General features: G+C 39.4%; 17 protein-coding genes and 1 pseudogene. 9 read left to right on the top strand and 9 right to left on the bottom strand.

Translation table 11 applies throughout. The annotated features are described in order from the left end of the window. Window positions 1–58 precede the first annotated feature (58 nt). Both NE558_RS02675 and cwlD read right to left on the bottom strand, forming a co-directional pair. On the bottom strand, window positions 59–1,441 hold the full coding sequence (locus tag NE558_RS02675) for a DEAD/DEAH box helicase (protein ID WP_256148375.1): 1,383 nt from the start codon (window positions 1,439–1,441) through the stop codon (window positions 59–61). A 154-nt stretch (window positions 1,442–1,595) separates the two neighbouring features. After that, window positions 1,596–2,294 (bottom strand): N-acetylmuramoyl-L-alanine amidase CwlD, encoded by a 699-nt coding sequence (gene cwlD / locus NE558_RS02680; protein WP_256148376.1) that lies wholly within the window; start codon window positions 2,292–2,294, stop codon window positions 1,596–1,598. Between the two features lie 540 nt (window positions 2,295–2,834). On the opposite strand from cwlD, the gene serC reads away from it, so the two are divergent. From serC to NE558_RS02700, 4 genes are all read left to right on the top strand, one after another. Further along, a complete protein-coding gene (serC, locus tag NE558_RS02685) occupies window positions 2,835–3,920 on the top strand; it encodes a 3-phosphoserine/phosphohydroxythreonine transaminase (protein ID WP_256148377.1) in 1,086 nt (361 codons plus the stop codon). 10 nt (window positions 3,921–3,930) lie between these two features. Beyond that, a complete protein-coding gene (locus NE558_RS02690; protein ID WP_256148378.1) occupies window positions 3,931–5,100 on the top strand; it encodes a 3-phosphoglycerate dehydrogenase family protein in 1,170 nt (389 codons plus the stop codon). 12 nt (window positions 5,101–5,112) lie between these two features. After that, complete coding sequence (locus NE558_RS02695) at window positions 5,113–6,363, top strand: DUF1015 domain-containing protein (RefSeq protein WP_256148379.1); 1,251 nt, start codon at window positions 5,113–5,115, stop codon at window positions 6,361–6,363. Window positions 6,364–6,524: 161 nt separating this feature from the next. After that, window positions 6,525–6,701 carry a hypothetical protein gene (locus NE558_RS02700; protein ID WP_157881692.1) on the top strand — a complete coding sequence of 59 codons (177 nt, stop codon included), beginning with the start codon at window positions 6,525–6,527 and terminating at the stop codon, window positions 6,699–6,701. Window positions 6,702–6,992: 291 nt separating this feature from the next. On the opposite strand, the gene wecB is transcribed toward NE558_RS02700, so the two are convergent. Next, window positions 6,993–8,852, bottom strand: coding sequence for a non-hydrolyzing UDP-N-acetylglucosamine 2-epimerase (gene wecB / locus NE558_RS14725; RefSeq protein ID WP_330643374.1), 1,860 nt, complete (start codon window positions 8,850–8,852; stop codon window positions 6,993–6,995). Between the two features lie 40 nt (window positions 8,853–8,892). After that, window positions 8,893–9,771 carry a fumarylacetoacetate hydrolase family protein gene (locus tag NE558_RS02710; RefSeq protein WP_256148380.1) on the bottom strand — a complete coding sequence of 293 codons (879 nt, stop codon included), beginning with the start codon at window positions 9,769–9,771 and terminating at the stop codon, window positions 8,893–8,895. 496 nt (window positions 9,772–10,267) lie between these two features. Here NE558_RS02710 and NE558_RS02715 point away from each other — a divergent pair, with 496 nt between their 5' ends. Together NE558_RS02715 and argH are read left to right on the top strand one after the other, a co-directional pair. Further along, a complete protein-coding gene (locus tag NE558_RS02715) occupies window positions 10,268–11,485 on the top strand; it encodes an argininosuccinate synthase (RefSeq protein ID WP_256148381.1) in 1,218 nt (405 codons plus the stop codon). Between the two features lie 119 nt (window positions 11,486–11,604). After that, window positions 11,605–12,984 carry an argininosuccinate lyase gene (gene argH, locus NE558_RS02720; RefSeq protein ID WP_256148382.1) on the top strand — a complete coding sequence of 460 codons (1,380 nt, stop codon included), beginning with the start codon at window positions 11,605–11,607 and terminating at the stop codon, window positions 12,982–12,984. Between the two features lie 127 nt (window positions 12,985–13,111). Here argH and NE558_RS02725 read toward each other — a convergent pair whose 3' ends face one another. Further along, window positions 13,112–13,270 carry a DUF6364 family protein gene (locus tag NE558_RS02725; RefSeq protein WP_256148383.1) on the bottom strand — a complete coding sequence of 53 codons (159 nt, stop codon included), beginning with the start codon at window positions 13,268–13,270 and terminating at the stop codon, window positions 13,112–13,114. Window positions 13,271–13,369: 99 nt separating this feature from the next. Here NE558_RS02725 and NE558_RS02730 point away from each other — a divergent pair, with 99 nt between their 5' ends. Continuing rightward, the gene (locus NE558_RS02730) at window positions 13,370–13,840 is read left to right on the top strand and encodes an SLOG family protein (protein ID WP_256148384.1); all 471 of its coding nucleotides are present in this window, start codon (window positions 13,370–13,372) and stop codon (window positions 13,838–13,840) included. A 142-nt stretch (window positions 13,841–13,982) separates the two neighbouring features. On the opposite strand, the gene NE558_RS02735 is transcribed toward NE558_RS02730, so the two are convergent. The 4 genes from NE558_RS02735 to NE558_RS02750 all read right to left on the bottom strand — a co-directional run bounded on the left by NE558_RS02735 (window position 13,983) and on the right by NE558_RS02750 (window position 19,312). Beyond that, window positions 13,983–14,633 carry an HAD hydrolase-like protein gene (locus tag NE558_RS02735; protein ID WP_256148385.1) on the bottom strand — a complete coding sequence of 217 codons (651 nt, stop codon included), beginning with the start codon at window positions 14,631–14,633 and terminating at the stop codon, window positions 13,983–13,985. Between the two features lie 344 nt (window positions 14,634–14,977). After that, window positions 14,978–16,051, bottom strand: coding sequence for a stage II sporulation protein P (spoIIP, locus tag NE558_RS02740; RefSeq protein ID WP_256148386.1), 1,074 nt, complete (start codon window positions 16,049–16,051; stop codon window positions 14,978–14,980). A 353-nt stretch (window positions 16,052–16,404) separates the two neighbouring features. Beyond that, window positions 16,405–17,589, bottom strand: a complete 1,185-nt coding sequence (locus NE558_RS02745) for a PLP-dependent aminotransferase family protein (RefSeq protein ID WP_256148387.1) — start codon at window positions 17,587–17,589, stop codon at window positions 16,405–16,407. Window positions 17,590–18,127: 538 nt separating this feature from the next. Then, the gene (locus tag NE558_RS02750) at window positions 18,128–19,312 is read right to left on the bottom strand and encodes a PLP-dependent aminotransferase family protein (RefSeq protein ID WP_256148388.1); all 1,185 of its coding nucleotides are present in this window, start codon (window positions 19,310–19,312) and stop codon (window positions 18,128–18,130) included. 609 nt (window positions 19,313–19,921) lie between these two features. Between NE558_RS02750 and NE558_RS02755 the strand changes: the two genes are divergently transcribed. Next, window positions 19,922–20,455: a helix-turn-helix domain-containing protein gene (locus NE558_RS02755; protein WP_256148389.1), complete on the top strand. Its 534-nt coding sequence runs from the start codon at window positions 19,922–19,924 to the stop codon at window positions 20,453–20,455. Window positions 20,456–20,470: 15 nt separating this feature from the next. Then, window positions 20,471–21,475, top strand: a pseudogene (locus NE558_RS14730) (ABC transporter ATP-binding protein); the annotation flags it as partial. Between the last annotated feature and the right edge of the window lie 61 nt (window positions 21,476–21,536).

Here is a 21,536-nt window from a genome sequence, read left to right on the forward strand (position 1 = left end):
CCTCCTCAAATAAATCTTTTTTCCTATCTATCATACCCTATAAAAGGCGTTAGAACAATTATTTTTTTTGATTTTGAAGTTTATTTTTAGCTTTTTCTGCCTGTTTTTTTGCTTTTTTTGCGAAAAAACCTAATTCCTCTTTTTGAGGCTCCTTTTTATCCTTCCCTTTCAGTGCAAGCTTATGCGTGACTTTCGTCTCCTTTTTTGGCTTGTCTGCCCAAGCCTCAGATTTTTCGCCAAAATCCTCATCATTTAATTTTTTTGTTTTTTGTGGTTTATCTAAATCTTTTTTGGTCATGGTACTATCTACCAATTTTCCAAAGGCCATTTCTTTTTGCACAAACCGAAGCCCCCACACCTTTTCATATTTATGCACCCAACGTCTTTCGTAGGGTGTAACCAAGGTAATAGCAGTGCCTTCTGTCCCTTTTCTGCCACAACGCCCTGCTCTGTGTAGATAATGACTGGGCTCCTCAGGCACATCCATATTGATAATGTGTGTCACCCCTTCAATATCTAAGCCTCTCGCCCCAATATCCGAAGCCACCAATACATTTGCCCTGCCATTGCGAAAATCCTCTAAAGCGTTTTTTCTATCCAGCTTCGCGGCTTTGCCGTAAATTCCTGCAGCTTTAATGCCATGAAAACAAAGCTTATCCACCGTAACTTCAATATTTTCAGGATTGTTTATAAAAACAATAGCTCTTTGTGGTTTTTCTCCTGCTAAAATTTTTCGAAGTTGTAAAAACTTGTCCCTTTGAGTAGCCAAAATATAATAATGGGCAATGCCTTGGGGAACCAAACTGCCTGTTTTAGCCTCAACAAACAGACCATCTTCCTTCATCAGCTTTTTGCTACGCTCCCTTGTCTCCTCGTCAACAGAGGCAGAAAGCAAAACAATCTGCCTCTCCTTTAGCGTGGATTTCACTACGTTTGCCACATCATCAAAGTTCCCATCCTCCAAAAGACGGTCACCTTCATCCAAAATAATGGTTTTCACCAAATGGGCAGGAACTTTTTTACGCTTAATAAAATCTAAAATTCGCCCGGTGGAACCAATGAGAATGCGTGGTTTTTCCTTTAATCTTTCCAACTGACGCTGAGGTCCTGCGGAACCAATGATAAGCATACAGCCAATATCCAGTCCACTGTTTTCCTCCAAAAGTTCAGCCTGATGAAATACCTGAGCCGCCAGCTCATGGGTTGGGGTTAAAATAATTGCTTGGGCACCTCTTACCCCCAAATCCAAGCGCTGAAAAATAGGCAAAAGATATGCTAACGTTTTTCCCGAACCCGTTTCGGAACGACCAATCACATCCTTGCCCGATAGAATATAGGGTATCATGTGCTTCTGTATCTCTGTGGGTGTTTCTATTCCTTGTTTTGCCAATGCTTCCACCAAAACAGAGGATAAGCCCAATTTCTCGAATCCATTTTCCATGTTCTATTCCTTCCTTATTTTAAAAACAAGGGTAATTCACCATCATTCGGTATCCATATATACTGACAGTTATTTCACCAATGCGTAATTTTCCAAGCTTATAAGCCTTTGATACCAATTATAGCCTGTTTTCATCAACCTGTAAACAAAATCATCAAACGCTATCCTTTTGTGAAAAATAATCAATAATACCTAAATAAATTGCCCATGCCAGCTTTGTTTGATACGCCTCGTCGTTCAAAAGCTGCTCCTCTGAAGGGTTGGAAAGAAACCCACACTCCACAATGACTGATGGAATCTCAGTGGTACGTAATATGTAATAATCACTGTTTTGCTTGGCTAATCGCTGGTTTTCACTATCTACATTTGCTTTTAACCGCTCCTGAATCAATTCTGCCAAATTTTTTCCATCTTCACTGGATTTGTGATAAAAAACTTGGGCGCCCTTTGCCCCAGTAGATGGAAAAGCATTTTGATGAATACTTACCAAAATATCACCGCTGCTTTCATTGGCAATTTTTTTACGTTCTGCCATATCAGCCTTTTTTTTACTTCCCAATGCCTCATCTGTTGCTCTTGTAATAAAAACCGTAGCTCCACCCTGCTCCAAATATTGTTGTAGTTTCTCCATAACCGCCAAATTAATATTTTTTTCATCTTTTCCCAAGGAACCTGTTTTCCCGGGATCCCAGCCACCGTGCCCTGCATCCAGAATGATGATCTTTTGGTCTACAGGAAGCATCACCGCAACCTTCTTATTACTACCCACAGCAGCTACACAAACGCATATTCCAATCACAGCACACAAACAGCCAATTTTAATACCTTCTTTGACGGAAATTATTCCCTTCATTTGTCCGCCCCCTTTCTTAATAACATTATGAAGGAACAACGCAAAACTTTCTTCCAATCTTTCCAAAAACTTTATATTATCTCTGCAGATAATAACAAAGCAGTCTGATTTTAAGCAGTTAGAATCCAATCTGGAAATCTTTCAACAAAGCATTTATTGGTAATCCTAGTAAACTGCTATATTCCGTTTCTCTTGAATACAAGAGTAAAAACCCTATGATTCCGCTATTTTGGTAAATTTCTTTGAAGTATATTGCATTTTGTACAAAAACGTGCTATTGTGTTATATTATGTTTTCCAACCATTTTCAAATGATTTTTTTTACATTTCTCTGTGCATTTTGCCAAAGATTTCACAAAACCCATCTTGCTTTTTGCCCGTTTCTCCAAAAAAGCTTTGCATCCAAAGAAATTCCCTCTTTTATGTTGACGGTTCCCGTTAAGGTGTTATAATTCTTCTAAGACTAAATTTGCACATTTGCCCGCACCATAGAGACAAGACGGCAAATGTCCCATAACAAATTATTTTAGGAGGCTTATTTATGGAAAAAAGAGTATTCAATTTCTCAGCAGGACCATCCATGCTACCCGTAGAAGTATTAGAACAAGCACAACGTGAACTTGTTTGTTATCCTTCCTCTGGCATGTCAGTTATGGAGATGAGCCATCGATCTAAAATGTTTGAGTCTATCTTGGCAAAAGCCAAAGCTGATTTAAAAGAATTGATGCATATTCCCGATAACTATAAAATTCTGTTTCTTCAGGGTGGCGGCTCCACGCAGTTTGCAATGGTTCCTCTAAACCTGATGAATAAAAATAAAAAAGCAGATTACGTCATTACTGGGCAATGGGCAAAAAAAGCTGCGGAAGAAGGAAAAAAATACGGACAGGTAAATGTTGTGGCGTCCTCTGCTCAAACCACCTTTGACCGCATTCCCCAGTTGGATTCTTCCAAATTCGACCCCGATGCAGATTATTTTTACATAACTTTGAATAATACCGTTTACGGCACCCGTTGGACAGAACTGCCCAATACGGGAAATGTAACTTTAGTGGGTGATATGTCCTCCTCCATTTTGTCAGAGGAAATTGACATTACAAAATTCGGCTTGCTTTATGCAGGTGCACAAAAAAATCTAGGCCCTGCTGGGGTTACCGTAGTCATTATTCGTGAGGATTTGTTAGGTAACGCCATGGATTTTACACCTACCATGCTCCGCTATGATATTCATGCGGAAAATGATTCCTTGTATAATACGCCACCCACATATGGCATTTATTTTATGGGGCTTGTTTTTGACTGGGTGAAGCGCCAAGGGGGCGTAGCAGCCATTCAGAAAATAAACGAGCATAAAGCCTCCTTGCTTTATGACTTTTTGGATGCATCTTCCCTGTTCAAAGGCACCGTTGTTCCAAAGGATCGTTCTTTGATGAATGCCCCTTTTATTTTGCCAACAGATGAATTAAACGCAAAATTCATTAAGGAAGCAGATGCCCTTGGCTTTGTGAACCTCAAGGGGCACCGTACCGTTGGTGGTATGCGGGCAAGCATGTATAACGCAATGCCTGTGGAAGGCTTGGAAAAACTGGTGGCATTTATGAAAAAATTTGAAATGGAAAACAAATAAGGAGAGTATCATGTTTACAATACGTACATTAAATAATATTGCTCCCACAGGCTTGGGAAAGCTGTCGGAGAAGCACTTTCATATAGATAACACCGCAGAAAATCCCGATGGAATTATTTTGCGCAGCTTTGATATGCATAGCATGCCCATAAACGACAATTTACTGGCAGTTGCCCGTGCAGGTGCGGGAACAAATAATGTTCCTGTGGATCAGTGTTCAAGAAGAGGTATCCCCGTTTTCAATGCACCTGGCGGTAATGCCAATGCTGTAAAGGAACTGGTTCTAACAGGCTTGTTCATATCCTCCCGCCGTATTGTTGATGGCTCGGCATGGGTACAGACCATTTGCGAAAGTGATGCCTTGGAAAAGGATATCGAAGCAGGTAAGAAAAACTTCACAGGTCCTGAAATTTTGGGCAAGACCCTTGGGGTTATCGGCTTAGGCGCCATCGGTGTTTTGGTTGCAAATGCCGCTCTGGACTTGGGCATGGATGTGGTTGGCTATGACCCATACCTTTCTCTCGAATCCGCTTGGCATCTTTCCCCCTCTGTGGAAAAAGCAGACTCCATCGAGGATGTTGTGGCAAAAAGCGACTATATTACGCTACATATTCCTTTGAACGATAAAACAAAGCACACCTATAACGAAATATTGTTCTCCAAAACCAAAAGGGGCGCACGTTTGTTAAACTTTGCAAGGGGAGGTTTGGTTGATAATGAAGCTCTGAAAGCAGCTTTAGATCAGGGTATTATTTCCCGTTATATCACTGACTTCCCTGAGAAGGAACTCCTAGGGAACGAAAATATCATTGTCACTCCTCACCTCGGTGCTTCCACCCCTGAATCTGAGGAAAATTGTGCCATCATGGTAGCCGAAGAACTGCGGGATTATTTATACTACGGAAATGTGAAAAATTCCGTTAATTTCCCCAACTGCACCGTACCTTATAATGGAAAACCCCGTATCGCTGTTTCCCATAGAAATATTGTCAATATGATTGGGCAGCTAGGTGCTGTCTTTACAAAATACAGTATTAATATTGATAAATTGGTAAATAACTCTAAAGGAGAGTTGGCATATAACATTATCGTTTGTGACAGTCTTCCCGAAAATGAAGATGAATTGATTAGAGATTTATATGCCATTAACAGCGTAATCAAAGTACGCTTATTGAAATAAGGAGGAAACATTATGGCTACCATCAGACCCTTTATGGGAATACGTCCCGAGGCAGACTATGCCCAGGATGTGGCAGCTCTGCCCTATGACGTTATGAATAGTGAAGAAGCAAGAGAAATGGTGAATGGAAAACCTTATTCTTTTTTGCATATTGATAAAGCAGAGGTAGATTTACCCCAAGGTATCGATGTTTATAGTGATGCCGTTTATGCAAAGGCAAAAGAAAATTTGGAAAGTATGATTGCACAAGGCGTTTTTATGCAAGATTTGCTTCCTAATTTATATATCTATCAGTTGACTATGAATGGCAGAAGCCAAACAGGTCTGGTTGCATGCACTTCTATTGATGAGTACCTAAATGGTACCATCAAAAAGCATGAACTTACCCGCGCGGATAAAGAGGCCGATAGAATTCGCCACGTGGATACCCTAAACGCAAATACAGGTCCTATCTTTTTGGCATATAAAAGAAACGAAATAGCTAAGACCATTATGGATGGCTGGAAGGCTGCTAATCCCCCTGTTTATGACTTTGTGTCAGAAGATGGCATTGGTCATAGTGTTTGGGTAATAGATAGCGATACAGAAATCGGAATTTTAGTGGATTCCTTCCGCAAGCTTGAGCATTTTTACATTGCTGATGGTCATCATAGAAATGCATCAGCGGTAAAGGTTGGGCTAAAAAGAAGAGCAGAAAAGGAATTGTATACGGGAGACGAGGAATTTAATTATTACCTCTCTGTACTTTTCCCAGCAGATGAGCTGAAAATTATGGATTATAACCGTGTTGTAAAAGACTTAAACGGCCACTCTTCCGAAGAATTTCTGGCTCTTTTAACGGAGAAGTTCGTAGTCACACCTTACTCTGTTGAAGGTCAATTGCATCCTGAAAAGCCTCACCAATTTGGTATGTACTTGGATGGTAAATGGTTTTCTTTGGTTACCAACAATAATTTGATTTCTAATGATCCTGTTTTGAGCTTGGATGTGTCCATTTTGCAAAAAGAGGTTTTGGAACCCCTCCTTGCCATTGGAGACCCACGTACAGATAAACGTATTGATTTTGTGGGAGGCATTCGTGGCTTAACCGAGCTGGAAAAACGTGTTGACAGTGGTGAAATGAAGGTTGCCTTTTCCCTTTACCCCACCTCTATGGAAGAATTGATGAATGTGGCAGATGCAGATTTGATTATGCCACCTAAGTCCACATGGTTTGAACCAAAGTTAAGAAGCGGCCTTTTCCTTCATGATTTAGGAGAATAAAATCTTTCATGTTTTATTTCATAATAAATGCTCCGTTGCTGATTTCTTGCAAAGGGGCATTTTTTATTTTTTTATTTCCAATCATTTCTACTTCATATTTATTATGCTTTTATCATAAAAATTTTTGTTCTTCGCATACTAAGTCAAAAGGAGGGATATAAATGATGAATAAATTTACAACAGGTCTTTTCATTGGCGGTATGGCAACAATGGCAGGTATTGCTTACATGGTGCAAGATCAAAAAGCTTACCGCAAGGTTATGAAAAAAGGTAGAAAAATGGCAGTCAAAGCTGAAGAAGTTATTGACGATATGATGGATGATTTAGTTGAAAGATGATCATAGAATCCAATAAACCTAAAATCATTCACTGGTTGTTGCAGGGTGAAAAATGAGATTAGAAAAAGCCCGATTTGCGAAATATTGCAATACGGGCTTTATACTTTTTATATCTCTTTTTATTTTTTCATTGAAAACGATAACTCATATATATGGGCTATTGCACTTTTACATATTACGATTTTCAAAGAACAAAACGAAAAAAGCACTCATTGACTAAATGAGTGCTTTTCTGTATCACTAAACAAAGTATATCTTTTTGTTTGATTCTCTTCGTTTTAGAATTCTATATTAGTTATCGCCCTCAGGCTTTGCTTCCTTATTATCCTCAGGATCCTCTTCCTTAGGTGCTTCTGTCTCTTGGTTTTCCACCTTTGATTCTTCTTTCTTGGAAGCCTCTGTCTCTTCTTCGTCATCCTCCCAAGAGCCCATATCAGCATCCCCAAAGGTTGATTTCAAAAAATTCTCCGCATCATCAATCTGGCTGAGCTGCATCTGCAATGAATTCAGAACAGATTCTACATTTTTTGCATATGCCTCTTCCTCTTCAGTGGGTTCAGCAGTTTCCATTTCATCTTCTTCGTCCCAGTCCTCAGCTTGATCTCTTTCCTTTTTTTCTTTCATTTTATCGCGGTAATTTTTCACATCTGCCATAAAACCATCCATCATTTCCGTCATACGGAATGCTGCACTTCTAACAGCAGGTTCAATATCTTCTGCTTTCTCAGAAACTTTATTGGCCATATCTTTCATAGCTGGCTGAATTTTTTCTGCTTTTTCGCCAACTGCCTTGGCAACGGAATTCAAAGCCTCTCCCGCCTTGCCAAAAACATCTTCTACCGATTTGCCAATACCATCCTTATCAAAGCCATTGCTGCTCTGAAGAATAATCAATAAACGTTCTGCCTCGTCTGCGTTGATAATGCCTCTCTCCAGCATGCCCAAAATTGCCATACGCTCTTCCTTCATCGCCTGTTCCTCCTCATCCTTGGGATTGATGCAAATATTATATTCATCGGGTCTTTTCCCTGTTCTGCCAAAGGCGAATAAAATACTCTCCACAATACGTCTGGAAGCCTGCCCATCCCCAAAAGGATTTTTGGCTTGAGCCATCTTCTCATATGCGGCCTTGTTATCCAAAAGCTCCTTTGCAGCAGAGTAAATGGTATCCTCATCGGTACCAACAAGCTGTAGTGTGCCGGCCTCTACACCCTCTGGGCGCTCGGTTACATTGCGAAGCACCAAAACAGGCTTGCCCATTGAAGGAACCTCTTCTTGCAAGCCACCGCTGTCGGTCAACACCAAATAAGAACGACACATCAGGTTATGCATATCTTTTAAATCCAAAGGCTCCGTCAAGTGTATTCTTTCCGTTTCCCCAAGGATTTTATTCACAGGCTCCATGACTGCGGGGTTTTTATGCACAGCATAAACAACCTCCACATCAGGATACTCTTCAACCAACCGCTTTACACTACGGCAAATATTTTCCAATGGCTCCCCAAGGTTTTCTCTTCTGTGGGCAGTCATGGCTAAAACTCGCTTATTCTGAAAATCAATGTGGTTCAATTCCTCCACTGAAAAGGTATATTCCTCTTCAATGGTATGAGCCAAAGCATCAATCACTGTATTTCCTGTAATAAAAATACCATCATCATTGATATTTTCTTTTAAGAGATGCTCCTTCGCCAGTGGTGTGGGTGCAAAGTGCAAATCCGTCAATGCCCCTGTCAACCGACGGTTCATTTCCTCGGGAAAAGGCTGGTATTTATCATAGGTGCGCAGTCCCGCTTCCACATGCCCAACTTTTGTTTGATTATAATATGCAGCCAAAGCTCCGGCAAAAGTGGTTGAGGTATCTCCATGAACCAAAACAATATCTGGTTTTTCCTTGGCAATAACCTCCTCCAGCCCAGATAAGGCACGGGTGGTAATTCCAGCTAAGGTCTGCCGTGTCTGCATGATATCCAAATCATAGGCGGGATGCAAATCAAATATCTCAAGAACCTGATCCAGCATTTCTCTATGCTGTGCTGTTACGCAAACAACGCTTTGGATTTCTTCGTTTTTTTCCAATTCCTTCACAAGGGGTGCCATTTTAATTGCTTCGGGCCTTGTGCCGAAAACACTCATTACTTTCAACTTATTCATTCTATGAGCCGCGCTCCTTTATATCTGATTTACACCAAATTTACTTAATAAAATTGGTGATTTTACCGATCCCATCAATCTCACATCTCACCGCATCACCCTTTTGCAGGAATCTAGGAGGATCGAAGCCCATACCTACTCCTGCCGGTGTACCCATAGCAATAATCGTGCCTGCTCTTAGGGTCATCCCCTGAGAAAGCATGCTGATTACCTCTGCAATTCCCGTAATCATGAAAGATGTATTACTATCCTGTCTTAATTCATCATTTACATAGCAACGAATCCCCAAAGCTGGTGGGTTTGAAAACTCATTTTTCGTAACAATCCATGGTCCGATGGCTGTAAAATCATCCAGGCTTTTACCAAAATACCACTGTTTATGGGCTGTCTGTAAATTTCTAGCACTAAAATCATTGATAATGGTATAGCCAAAAATATGGTCGAAGGCATCTGCCACAGAAACATTTTTTGTTTCCTTGCCAATAATAACCCCAAGCTCTACCTCATAATCCAGGCCATCCACTATATCCCAATGTCCGTCAATCATTTCTTCATCAGCAACCGCAAGGTTTACACGCTTGGAAAAGAAAATAGGAACCGGTCTTTCTCCGCCAAAGGCTTCGCCATGAAATTTGGCTGCCTCTTCTGCATGGGCATAATAATTGATCCCCAAACAAATTAAATCCTGTTTTGGCACGGGAATGGGGGAAATCACCTTCACCTCTCGCATGGGGATACCACGCATCAGTTCCTTGTTTTTATCTAACTTTTTCTCTTTTTCCGGTGTCATCAAATCTAAAAATTCATTCATATTATGTGCAGTACAGCCCAAGTAATTCACAGGCACAACTTCCAAACCGTCATTTTTCAGTACACCGACCTCAACTCTGCCGCCACGCTTAAATGTTAAAACTTTCATATCCAACACCCTCCTTTATTCGGTCTTCTTTCGTAATCAATATTTTTCTAGTTTATATCATATCATAAAAAATGTACGAAGCAAAGAGCAATCCGGAGATTTCATCAAGTATACAACGATATTCGCCATTTTGTGCATTCATTTTTTGCATAAATATACCGATTTTATTTATTGAAAAATCTTTTACTCCTTAAAATTTATTTTAATAATTTATAAGAAAACCTTTCATGCCATCCCTTATTTATTCTCTCGAAAAATGAAGTTTTCTTAAATTAATTTTGTTCTAACCCTTAAATCAACAATATCATTTCAATTCTACGTTAAAAGTGGACAAAAGTTGCCTTTGGTCAATAAGTATTTTAATATTAATATACAAAAAAATTCATTTCTTTTTATTTTTGTTGATTTCTATTGCATTTCATCCCCTTATTATGTATAATTCATTTATATTATTCATTGGAATCCAGTTTTTCAATATAAGGAGGATAAACCTATCATGAAAGAAAAAATTGTATTGGCGTATTCCGGCGGTCTTGATACTTCCGTTATCATCCCTTGGTTAAAAGAAAACTATGATGCAGAAGTTATTGCTGTTTGCGGTGACGTAGGTCAGGGTAAGGAAACAGATGGCTTGGAAGAAAAAGCACTGCGCACCGGTGCCAGCAAGCTTTATATAGAAGATTTGACAGAAGAATTCATTACAGATGCTATTTACCCTTGTATTAAAGCAAACGCTGTTTATGAAGGTAAATATCTGTTGGGCACTTCCATGGCTAGACCCATTATTGCGAAAAAGTTGGTTGAAATCGCAAAAAAAGAAGGCGCTACGGCAATTTGCCACGGTGCAACTGGCAAAGGTAATGATCAAGTTCGTTTTGAATTGACCATTAAAGCTTTGGCACCGGAATTAAAAATTATTGCTCCTTGGCGTTTAGATACATGGGGTATGGAAAGCCGCGAAGACGAAATGGCTTACTTAGAAGCAAGAGGCATTCCTTTCCCAGTGAAAAAGGATGATTCCTATAGCCGTGACCGTAACATCTGGCACCTAAGCCACGAAGGCTTGGAATTGGAAGACCCTGCAAACGAGCCTAACTATGAGCATCTTCTGCAGATGGGGGTTTCTCCTGAAAATGCACCTGATGTACCAGAATATGTAACTGTTGATTTTGAAGCAGGCATTCCCGTTGCTGTAAATGGCGAAAAATTGTCCCCCATTGCTTTATTGACAAAGCTCAACGAAATTGGAGGGAAAAATGGCATCGGTATCATTGATATCTGTGAAAATCGCGTGGTTGGCATGAAATCCCGTGGTGTTTATGAAACACCAGGCGGTGCAATCCTTTACTATTCACACCGTGAATTGGAATACCTTTGCTTAGATAAGAAAACTTTGTCTTTTAACGAAGTTGCAAGCAATAAGCTGACAGAATTGGTTTACAGCGGCGAATGGTTCACTCCTTTGAGAGAAGCACTTTGCGCTTATTTCGACCATACCAACGAAACCGTTACCGGTTCTGTAAAAATGAAGCTGTATAAAGGCAATATCATCTCCGCAGGAGCAACCTCCCCTTACAGCTTGTATAATGAATCTATCGCAAGCTTTACAACAGGAGAGCTGTATAATCATAAAGATGCTGATGGCTTTATCAACTTGTTTGGTTTGTCCATGAAGGTTCGTGCTATGATGCTGCAAAACAACCAGAATAAATAAATCAAAAAACCTTTTTGGGGCTTTGCCCCATACCCAAATGCTTTGAAACACAAAAAGCTCACTGGGTTTGGGACAAGGCTCTTTGGTTTTTATGGATGAATAAGAAAGGATGCGTATTTATGAAACTTTGGGGCGGCCGCTTCACAAAATCCACTGATAGCTTTACCGACCATTTCCATTCCTCCATTTCCTTTGACAGCCGTATGTATCAAGAGGATATTACAGGCAGTATGGCTCATGCGGCGATGCTGGGCAAGCAGGGTATTATCCCCCAAGGTGATGCGGATTTGATTATCAAAACGTTGGGAGAAATCCTAGCAGACATTGAAAAAGGGGAAATTGCATTCGACGAAAAGGCAGAGGATATCCATATGAATTTGGAATCCATTCTCATTAGCCGTATCGGAGATGTAGGTAAACGCTTGCATACAGGAAGAAGCCGTAACGATCAGGTGGCTTTGGATACCCGTATGTATACAAAAAAAGAAATCCTAACAATCCAAACCTTGGTGAAGGAGCTGATGGAGGTTTTAAATACCTTAGCCGAAAAAAATACGGAAACCATCATGCCCGGCTATACTCATTTACAAAGAGCACAGCCTGTAACTTTGGCACACCATCTCTTGGCATATATCGAAATGTTCAAACGTGATTATGATCGCTTGACAGATTGCTTCAAGCGTACCGATGTACTGCCTTTGGGCAGTGGTGCATTGGCAACAACCACCTACCCCTTAGATCGAGAATTCGTAGCCAATCAGTTGGGTTTTAGCGCAATCACCCAAAATAGCATGGATGGTGTTTCCGACCGTGATTTCTGTGTTGAGTTGGTATCTGATTTATCTATTTTGATGATGCATTTAAGCCGTTTTTGCGAGGAAATTATTCTTTGGAGCAGTCACGAATTCCGCTTTATTGAACTGGATGATGCTTATTCCACAGGCTCAAGCATTATGCCCCAGAAAAAAAATCCCGATATGGCAGAATTGATTCGCGGAAAAACCGGTAGAGTCTATGGACATTTGATGGGTCTTTTGACCACCATGAAGGGCTTACCCTTAGCATATAACAAAGATATGCAGGAGGATAAAGAAGCCTTATTCGGTGCTATTGATACCATAAAAATGTGCGTCCCCGTATTTACAAATATGCTTGCTACCGTTACCGTTCGGGAACAGAATATGCTGGAGGCAGCTAAAGGCGGCTTTACCAATGCTACCGATGCTGCGGATTGGCTGGTGAAGCAAGGTGTTCCCTTCCGTGATGCCCACGAGATTATTGGAAAATTGGTTTTATATTGCATCCAGAATAACACAAATTTGGACGATTTGAGCTTGAACGAATATCAAGCAATTTCTCCAGTATTTAATGAAAGCGTATATGCCGCAATCTCCGTAAAGCAGTGTGTAGAGGCAAGAAATGTTATCGGCGGACCTGCAAAAGCAGTTACCACTAAGGCAATTGAAGCAAATAAGGCTTATCTCAACGCTTTGGTTTAAAATTAAAATACACTGTTTTTAACATATGAATGTATGAAAAAACGCTCGACCATAAGGGTCGGGCGTTTTTTGATACATAGGAAATCATTTCAAGTAAAAAATTTCAATATATACTAAGCAACAACTATTAAGATTTCGATGTCTCTTCATGTTTTTCCAGATGCCTTCTAAGCACAAGATTAACATATTGAGAGAAAGAACGGTCATCTTTTTCAGCCAGTTCCTTTATCCTTTCAATAATGTCACTATCTAAAGTCATGCTAACCTTCTCTTTCAGTGGCTTCATCTAAATCACCTCTATTAGAATAATAGCATTATATCCCCTTTTTCATTGACTTATAATATAAAGTAGTATAAAGTATGCTTATATAGGAGGTGATAAATCATGCCTAGACATACTTGCTGTTTTATTGGAAATAGAAATTTACCAGTAAAAAACATTCAAAGAATTTTGTTAGACCTTGACCGAGAGATTGGTCATTGTATCTCTAATGGAGTCAGTACCTTCATTTGCGGAGGCACTTTAGGGTTTGACCAAATAGCTGCTTCTTTTATTATCGCAAAAAAGGAACTAGGTAAGAAAATCCGACTGATCTTTTTGCTCCCATGTAAAAATCAGGACAGTTTATGGAATACGGAAGAAAGAAAATTTTTAAAAGAATTGTTAAGTGAGGCAGACAATATCATCTATATTACAGAAAATACTAGCCATTCACTCTTAAATGAGCAGAATCGTTACATAATTGAACAATCTTCTTATTGCATTTGTGCATTACAATCTAAAAAGAGCGAAACAATTCAATTAATACAATTTGCAGAAGAGAGAGGATTAAAAATTGTAAACATTGCAGAATAACCACCTGCAATTAATATTTTATTTCAATTGGTTCTTCTCTGTAGCTTTGTTACCCACCGTTCCTTAACATAAGCACAAATATCTATCTATTAAAAACAGTCGTAGACTTGAAAATTCTACGACTGTTCTAAAAACCATGATCCTAAAACAACTCCCCCACTGCCTTCGGAGTCTTTGCAATATAATCAGCTCCACAAGCTTCAAATTCAGCCCTGCCTCCATAACCAAACTCCACCGCAATGCAAGGAATGCCTACCAAATGGGCACCCTCCACGTCAAACTTACGATCCCCTACCATAATCGCATCTTCTTTTTTTGCACCCAGAGTTTCCAAAACATATTCAATCACCTTGGCCTTTGTGTCACGCCCCACCTCTCGATTATCACCGCCAATGACGTCAAAATATCCATCTATCTCAAAGTGCTTCAATATCCGCACCGCTGTTTCTTCTTTTTTGGATGTAGCAACAACCAAACACTTTCCTTTTTTCTTTAATTCCTCTAACATTTCAGGAATGCCATCATACACTTTATTTTCAAATAGGCCCACTGTGGCATAGCGTTCCCTAAAATATCCCAATGCCCTTTGGGCGTCCTCCTGATTCATCTGAAAATCCTCTATAAAGGTTTTTATTAATGGAGGCCCAACAATAAATTTCAAATCTTCGTCTGCCCATTTTGGAATGCCCATTTTCTCCTGCATATGCTGTGCAGAGCGAATAACCCCTTCGGCAGAATCCGTTAATGTACCATCTAAGTCAAATATGATGATGCTTTGCTGTAATTTTTCCATTCTTCTTCTCCTTCTTTTTCATTGTAAATCCTATTCACGCTACCTCATTCTTCTTACTAAGCCTTAAAGTTTTGTATATTTTACCCCAAATATCCTCTGACTGCAAATAAAAAACCCCTAAAGTTTTCTTTAAGGGATAAAGATGTGGAAAACCTATTTTCAGAACAAAAGAAAAACCTTTTTTCCCATGACTAATCCTTTTCTTATAAATTACATTCTTTGGTACCTGTTCGCCAGTTATAAACATATCATCCTGATGCCACTAAATTACCCTAAGAGATTCAGACCTGAAATTTAAAAAGGGTGCCAACTTTATTGGCACCCCTCCCCCCAAATATTTCACTTTACTGTGTATCCTTTAATAATACATCTGCCAAGATTTTTGCTAATGGCTTCATGGCATTCATTGCTTCTTGTTTTGTGTTGGTCTGAGCCCCCACTTCAACCAAGGCAGAACGGGGCATATAGTGTAAAATAAAGCGATATGGGTTCAAATAAATCCTTCGGATAAAGCCTGGATATTCCTGCCCCGCCAATGTTTTCATTTGTAAACTAAAAGCTAGATTTTGCTTGATGTACTTATTTTCCAGCCACGAAACAGGTTCTGCGTGCCCATCCTTATTTAATCGGCAAATGCCGTTAACAAACATCACTTGTGCTGTGGATTTACCATTAATATCTGTGACCAGTCTTAAGCTCTCATCAATACCATCTCTATGCAGATCAATACAAACCTCAATAGACGGATATTTCTTTAATATTTCCTCTACGGCGGGGCCGCTGCGCTCATAAGCACCCTCCCTTTTCAGAGAACCATTCACAGAATCATATACAGTCATATCATGGAGTACACTGACTCCGTAGTCCTCTTCCAATATACGCTTTAACTCCTCCCCAACACCGCAAATCCCCTCTTGAAGTCCCTTGGACATATCACTGTCCGCAAAATCCTCATTGGTATGGGTATGAAATATCAAAATTTTAGGTTCCTTCATCGTTGGCTTTATTGAAAAATCCATGGAAAGGGCTTCGTCTACATTAATATCTCCCTCTAGCAGAGATGTTCTGCTATCCACAGTATAAAAAGTGCTTTTTAAATAAGAAAAGTCCTTCATTTTATTCAGGACATCTGCCGTTATATGTACGCTGTTTTGATTGCTAGGAATTTCGCCCTTCTGCTGAAACTCCACATCTTTTACACCCCAGACGGCAACATCATCATGACCATCCTCAGCAACTTTCTGCCCAGTCGTAAGGCCTTGCGTAGACAGTTCCCCATGGGATACTTGTCCCGGTAGTACTTCCGCCAAAAGCCATCGTCCGCCGCCCATTTGTAAAAAAAACGGCAAAAACAGCAGAAAGACGAAAAGTCCAAAAAGGCTTAGACCCAGTTGTCTTCCGGCACCTTTTTGTTCCACCGGCACCGCCTCCCTTCATACAAAGTTTATGCCCATAAAAAGAGGCATAGAACTATAATATGCAGTGAAGCAATTCACTTTTTCCCCAGGGCACATATCAAGTGAAATATTCAAAATCCCCTTTCCCTAACCTTATAAGGGGAATAACCCTCTCCACGTTAGCAAAGGAATCTATCCTCTTTTTTAATGAACATACAAAACTGGGATTCAAAATTCCGTAAACCCATCAAAAAAAGCCTTTGTTATTTTAACAAAAGCTCTTTACAATCTCAAATGACATAAAACCCCCGCAGAGGTAGCTACGAGGGCTTTATGCATATAGAGTTATGGTTTGTATGTTCGTAGGAACAAGATTATCTCAAGTTTGCTTTGATAACTTCTCCAATACGCTTGATGCCTTCTTCAATTTTTTCTTCAGGCATACAAGAATAATTCATACGGAATGTGTTTTCGTGTCCGCCATTGGGGAAGAAGCTACCACCGGGAACATAAGCAACCTTCTTTTCCAAGCACTGTGTTGCCATTTCCTTTGCATTGATGTATTCAGGCAATACAACCCATGTAAATAAACCACCATCGGGATGTGTCCATGTGCATTCCTTAGGGAAGTGCGCATCCATAGCCTTTAACATGCAATCACGTCTTTTGCCATACACTTCTTTGATCTTATTCACGTGTTCATCCAAACTGTACATTTCCAAGAATGTATTTGTTTCCATTTGGGCAACAGTGGATGCCTGAAGGTCAGCAGCCTGCTTCATAAAGTTATATTTTGCTAAGATTTTTTCTTCTGCGCAAACCCAGCCCAATCTGTAGCCAGGAGCCAAAATCTTAGAGAAAGTTCCTAAGAAAATAACAAGACCCTTTGTATCCAAAGATTTCAAAGAAGGCATGTTTTCGTTTTCAAAACGCAATTCACCATAAGGGTTATCCTCAATAACAGGAATTTCATATTTTGTGATGATTTCCATAAATTTATGGCGTCTTTCCAATGTCCATGTTCTACCGGATGGATTCTGGAAATCAGGAATAACATAAATCATTTTTACATTTTCTGTTTTTGCAAGAATTTTTTCCAATTCTTCCATAATCATACCGTTGTTGTCGGTAGGAACTTCAATAAATTTAGGTTCGCAAGCCTTAAACGCATTTACTGCACCTAAGTAAGAAGGGCTTTCCAATAAAACAACGTCATCTTTATTTAAGAAAACACGAGCGGAAAAATCCAAGCCCTGCTGAGAACCGCTGGTAACCAAAACATGATCAACATCTGTGTCGATATTGTTTTTTGCTTTCATTCTAGCTACAATTTTTTCTCTCAAAGGTACAAAGCCCTCAGTGGTAGAATACTGCAATGCAGCCCGTCCCATTTCATCTAAAGTCTTTATGGATGCTTCCTTCATTCCCTCTACAGGAAATAATTCGGGTGCAGGCAAACCACCTGCAAAAGAAATAATATCAGGCTGTGCAGTGAGCTTAAGTAACTCTCTGATTTCGGAGCCTGTTAAAAGATTCATTCTGTCTGCAAAACGTACCATTGGTCTTTTCCTCCTTAAAATCTGAAAAATAATTTGATGTCCTACAAGTAAAGTATTTTTTCTTGTACATAGACAATTTAATTAAAAATATGCTTTTCAAACTAATTAAAACACAAATAATTAACAAAGTCAATGCAATTTCACGAAAAGTCTTCCTTAAAAATGACTTAAAACAAATTCTTACGCTTAATTTTTTTTGTATAAAAAACAAAACAATTTATTACAGTACAATCCATTCAAAACCTTAATTGTTTCTATTCAAAAACAATTCAACCAAAAAACACAGGTGGATGAAAGATTGTTTTTGTACGTATTTTTGTACATTTATTTTTTGAGCTTTTTTACCAATAAACTCTATTTCATTCCAAAATATACCATGCCCCATTTTGGTCTGTTTTATCCAATAAAAATTAGTAACCCAACCCAGAATTTTTATAAATCATGCTTCCAATAATTCATAAAAACCCCCGTAGCACATCCACCTTTGGATGACTTAGCGGGGGTCATTTTATATCATAACATACATACAGTAAAAGCTTTATTTCAGGTTCCCTTGAATTACTTCGGCCAAAGCTTTCACGCCTTCTATAATTTTCTCATCCGACATGCAGGAGTAATTCATGCGGAAGCAATTATTCTTACCACCATTGGGGAAAAAACTTCCGCCCGGAACATAAGCAACTTTCTTTTCCAAACACTGCAAAGCCATTTCCTTTGTATCAATATAATCAGGAAGCTCAACCCATGTAAACAAACCACCGTCGGGATATGTAAACTTAGCCTCTTTGGGGAAGTAATCCTTCATGGCCTTCATCATTACATCACGTCTGTGCTTATATACTTCACGAATCTTATTTACATGCTCATCCAAATTATTCATGTCCATATATTTATTGGCTTGAAGCTGTGTCAACGTGGAAGTCTGCAAATCAGCGCCCTGTTTCATGGTATTAAATTTGGAAAGGATCTCGTCCGCAGCACAAACCCAGCCCAAACGGAACCCGGGAACCATAATTTTAGACAGTGTACCCAGATATACCACAAGCCCCTTTGTATCTAAAGATTTCAAAGCCGGCATAGTATCATTTTCAAAGCGCAGCTCACCATAAGGATTATCCTCGATGACAGGAACCTCATATTTATTTACAATCTCCATGAATTTTGTTCTTCTCTCCAAGGACCAAGTACGTCCTGTGGGATTCTGGAAATCAGGAATTACGTAAATCATCTTCACATTTTCTGTGGTAGCAAGTACCTTTTCCAATTCTTCCATAACCATACCGCCATCATCGGTAGGCACTTCAATAAACGTTGGCTCACAAGCCTTAAATGCGTTGATGGCCCCTAAGTAAGAAGGGCTTTCCACCAAAATAACATCGCCCTTATCAACAAAAACTCTTGCTGCAAAATCAAGCCCTTGCTGAGAACCACTGGTAATCAGAACCTGTTCAGGCGTAGCATGAATATTGTTTTTCACTGCCATTCTTTCCACAATTTTCTCTCTTAGCTGGGGCAAGCCTTCGGTAGAGGAATACTGACAAGCAATTGTACCCATTTCCTCCATGACCGCAATACCGGCCTGTTTTAACGCTTCCACTGGAAACAACTCAGGTGCGGGCAACCCGCCTGCAAAAGAAATAATATCGGGTCTGGCAATGAGTCTTAAAAGATCTCCAATATCCGAACTATCCAAAAGGTCTAATCTTTTTGCAAAACGTACCATAAACTTCATTCCCCTTTCATTTGTTTTTTTAACGATCATCGTATGTACTAAAATAAAGACATGTAACTATTAAGCCATAAAAACGCCTTGGTGTCAATGTAATTCCAAAAAAAATGTACAGCATTAAATACAGTGACACTAGTGATATTCAGGCACATTCTTGAACAAAATCATGGGGATTTTATGACAAAATAAACCCTACAGTTTATAGGCTTTATCCACCATAGGCAAAACAACAATGACAGGTCATGAAAACAAGAAAAATTTCATCATTTTTTTATAATATCACTCAGGCTTATGCTCAATTGCCCCATTCTTTTTGTGTTTTCTTCGTCTTGTTTATAGTAGTCACCCTCTAAGTTTGGTAATAGTAAACCTTTGGTGTTATAGGCAAATTGCAAAAACAGTTTTTCTTTATGCTATCAGCGAAGAAACTAAAAAAAACCATAAAAAAATATAGATTTTAATACATTTTGTCAAAAAGTTTTATATATCGAATTTTTTGTTTCATTTGTATTGCAATCCCAACAATATGCTGTATAATAATTGAGGTTTAGTAAAAATAATAGAAAAGTTTAGTAGTGCTAAATATGATAGGAGTTGTTCAGCATGGATATCGGACATAAAATCAAACAGCTTCGTGTGCAAAAAGGCCTGACTTTAGAAGAGTTGGCAAGCCGCAGCGAGTTGACAAAGGGTTTCCTGTCCCAGATGGAAAGAAATTTGACGTCTCCTTCCATTGCAACTTTAAATGATATTGTTGAAGCTCTAGGCACCACTTTAGCTGAATTCTTTAAAGAGGAAAAAAAGGAGAAATTGGTCTTTCATAAAAAAGATTTTTTTGTAGATGAAAGAGGGCATTATACCATCCACTGGATTGTACCCAATACGCAAAAAAACGAAATGGAACCCATTCTCTTGGAATTACCGCAAGGGGGAGAATCCTTTCAAATGGACCCCCACAGTGGAGAGGAATTCGGTTATGTCCTTGAGGGCAGCATTACCCTTGAGTGTGGTGAAGAAAGCTTTATTGTACACAAAGGAGAAACCTTCTACCTTTCTGGCAAAACAAGCCACTTTTTAAGAAACGACAAAAAAACGAAGGCGAAAGTTCTGTGGATTTCAACACCGCCTTTATTCTGATGTTAGGAGGCAGACATGAAAAAGCTTATTCAGTTCAAAAATATTGTCAAAGATTTTGATGGCAAATTGGTTTTAAAGGGTATCAATTTGGATATCTATGAAAATGAGTTCGTTACACTCCTTGGCCCCAGTGGTTGTGGCAAAACAACGCTGCTGCGCATTTTGGGTGGATTTCTAACGCAAAATGAAGGAGAAGTACTTTTTGATGGGGAAGAAATCACAAAAGTGCCTCCATATAAAAGAGAAATCAACACCGTATTCCAAAAATACGCCTTGTTTCCCCATATGAATGTTTATAACAACATTGCCTTTGGCCTGAAAATTAAAAAAGAGCCTAAGGATATTATAGAGCAAAAGGTAAAACGTATGCTTAAGCTGGTGAACCTTGAAGAATATGCAGACCGTAATGTTACGGAAATGAGCGGTGGTCAGCAGCAGCGTGTTGCTATTGCCCGTGCTTTGGTAAATGAGCCAAATGTTCTGCTTTTGGATGAACCCTTGGGAGCGCTGGATTTGAAGCTTAGAAAAGAAATGCAGCAAGAATTAAAGAAAATTCAGCAGGAAGTAGGCATTACCTTTATTTATGTTACCCATGATCAAGAAGAAGCCCTTACCATGTCCGACAAAATTGTGGTTATGAAGGATGGAGAAATTCAGCAAATCGGTTCCCCCACAGATATTTATAATGAGCCGGTGAATCAATATGTTGCTAATTTTATTGGTGAAAGTAACATCATCGACGGGGTTATGTTAGAGGACTACCTTGTGATGTTTGAGGATAAGAAATTCAAATGCGTAGATTTTGGCTTTGCTACAGGTGAAAAAGTAGATGTTGTCATCCGTCCCGAAGATTTGGATATTGTCCCAAGGGCAGAAGGCAAGCTGAAAGGCATTGTAAAATCCGTATTGTTTAAAGGTGTACATTATGAAACCATTGTAGAAACAAAGGTGGGTACCTCTATTACCGTAAAAATGATGGTTTCCGATGACCGCCCTGTTTATAACGAAAGTGCCAACGAAAAAATCTCCGCCAACGATTTTTATTTAGATATGGATGACGTTGAAGAGCTGGACGAGGGTA

The organism is Anaerotignum propionicum (assembly GCF_024461735.1).
Lineage (GTDB): Bacteria > Bacillota > Clostridia > Lachnospirales > Anaerotignaceae > Chakrabartyella.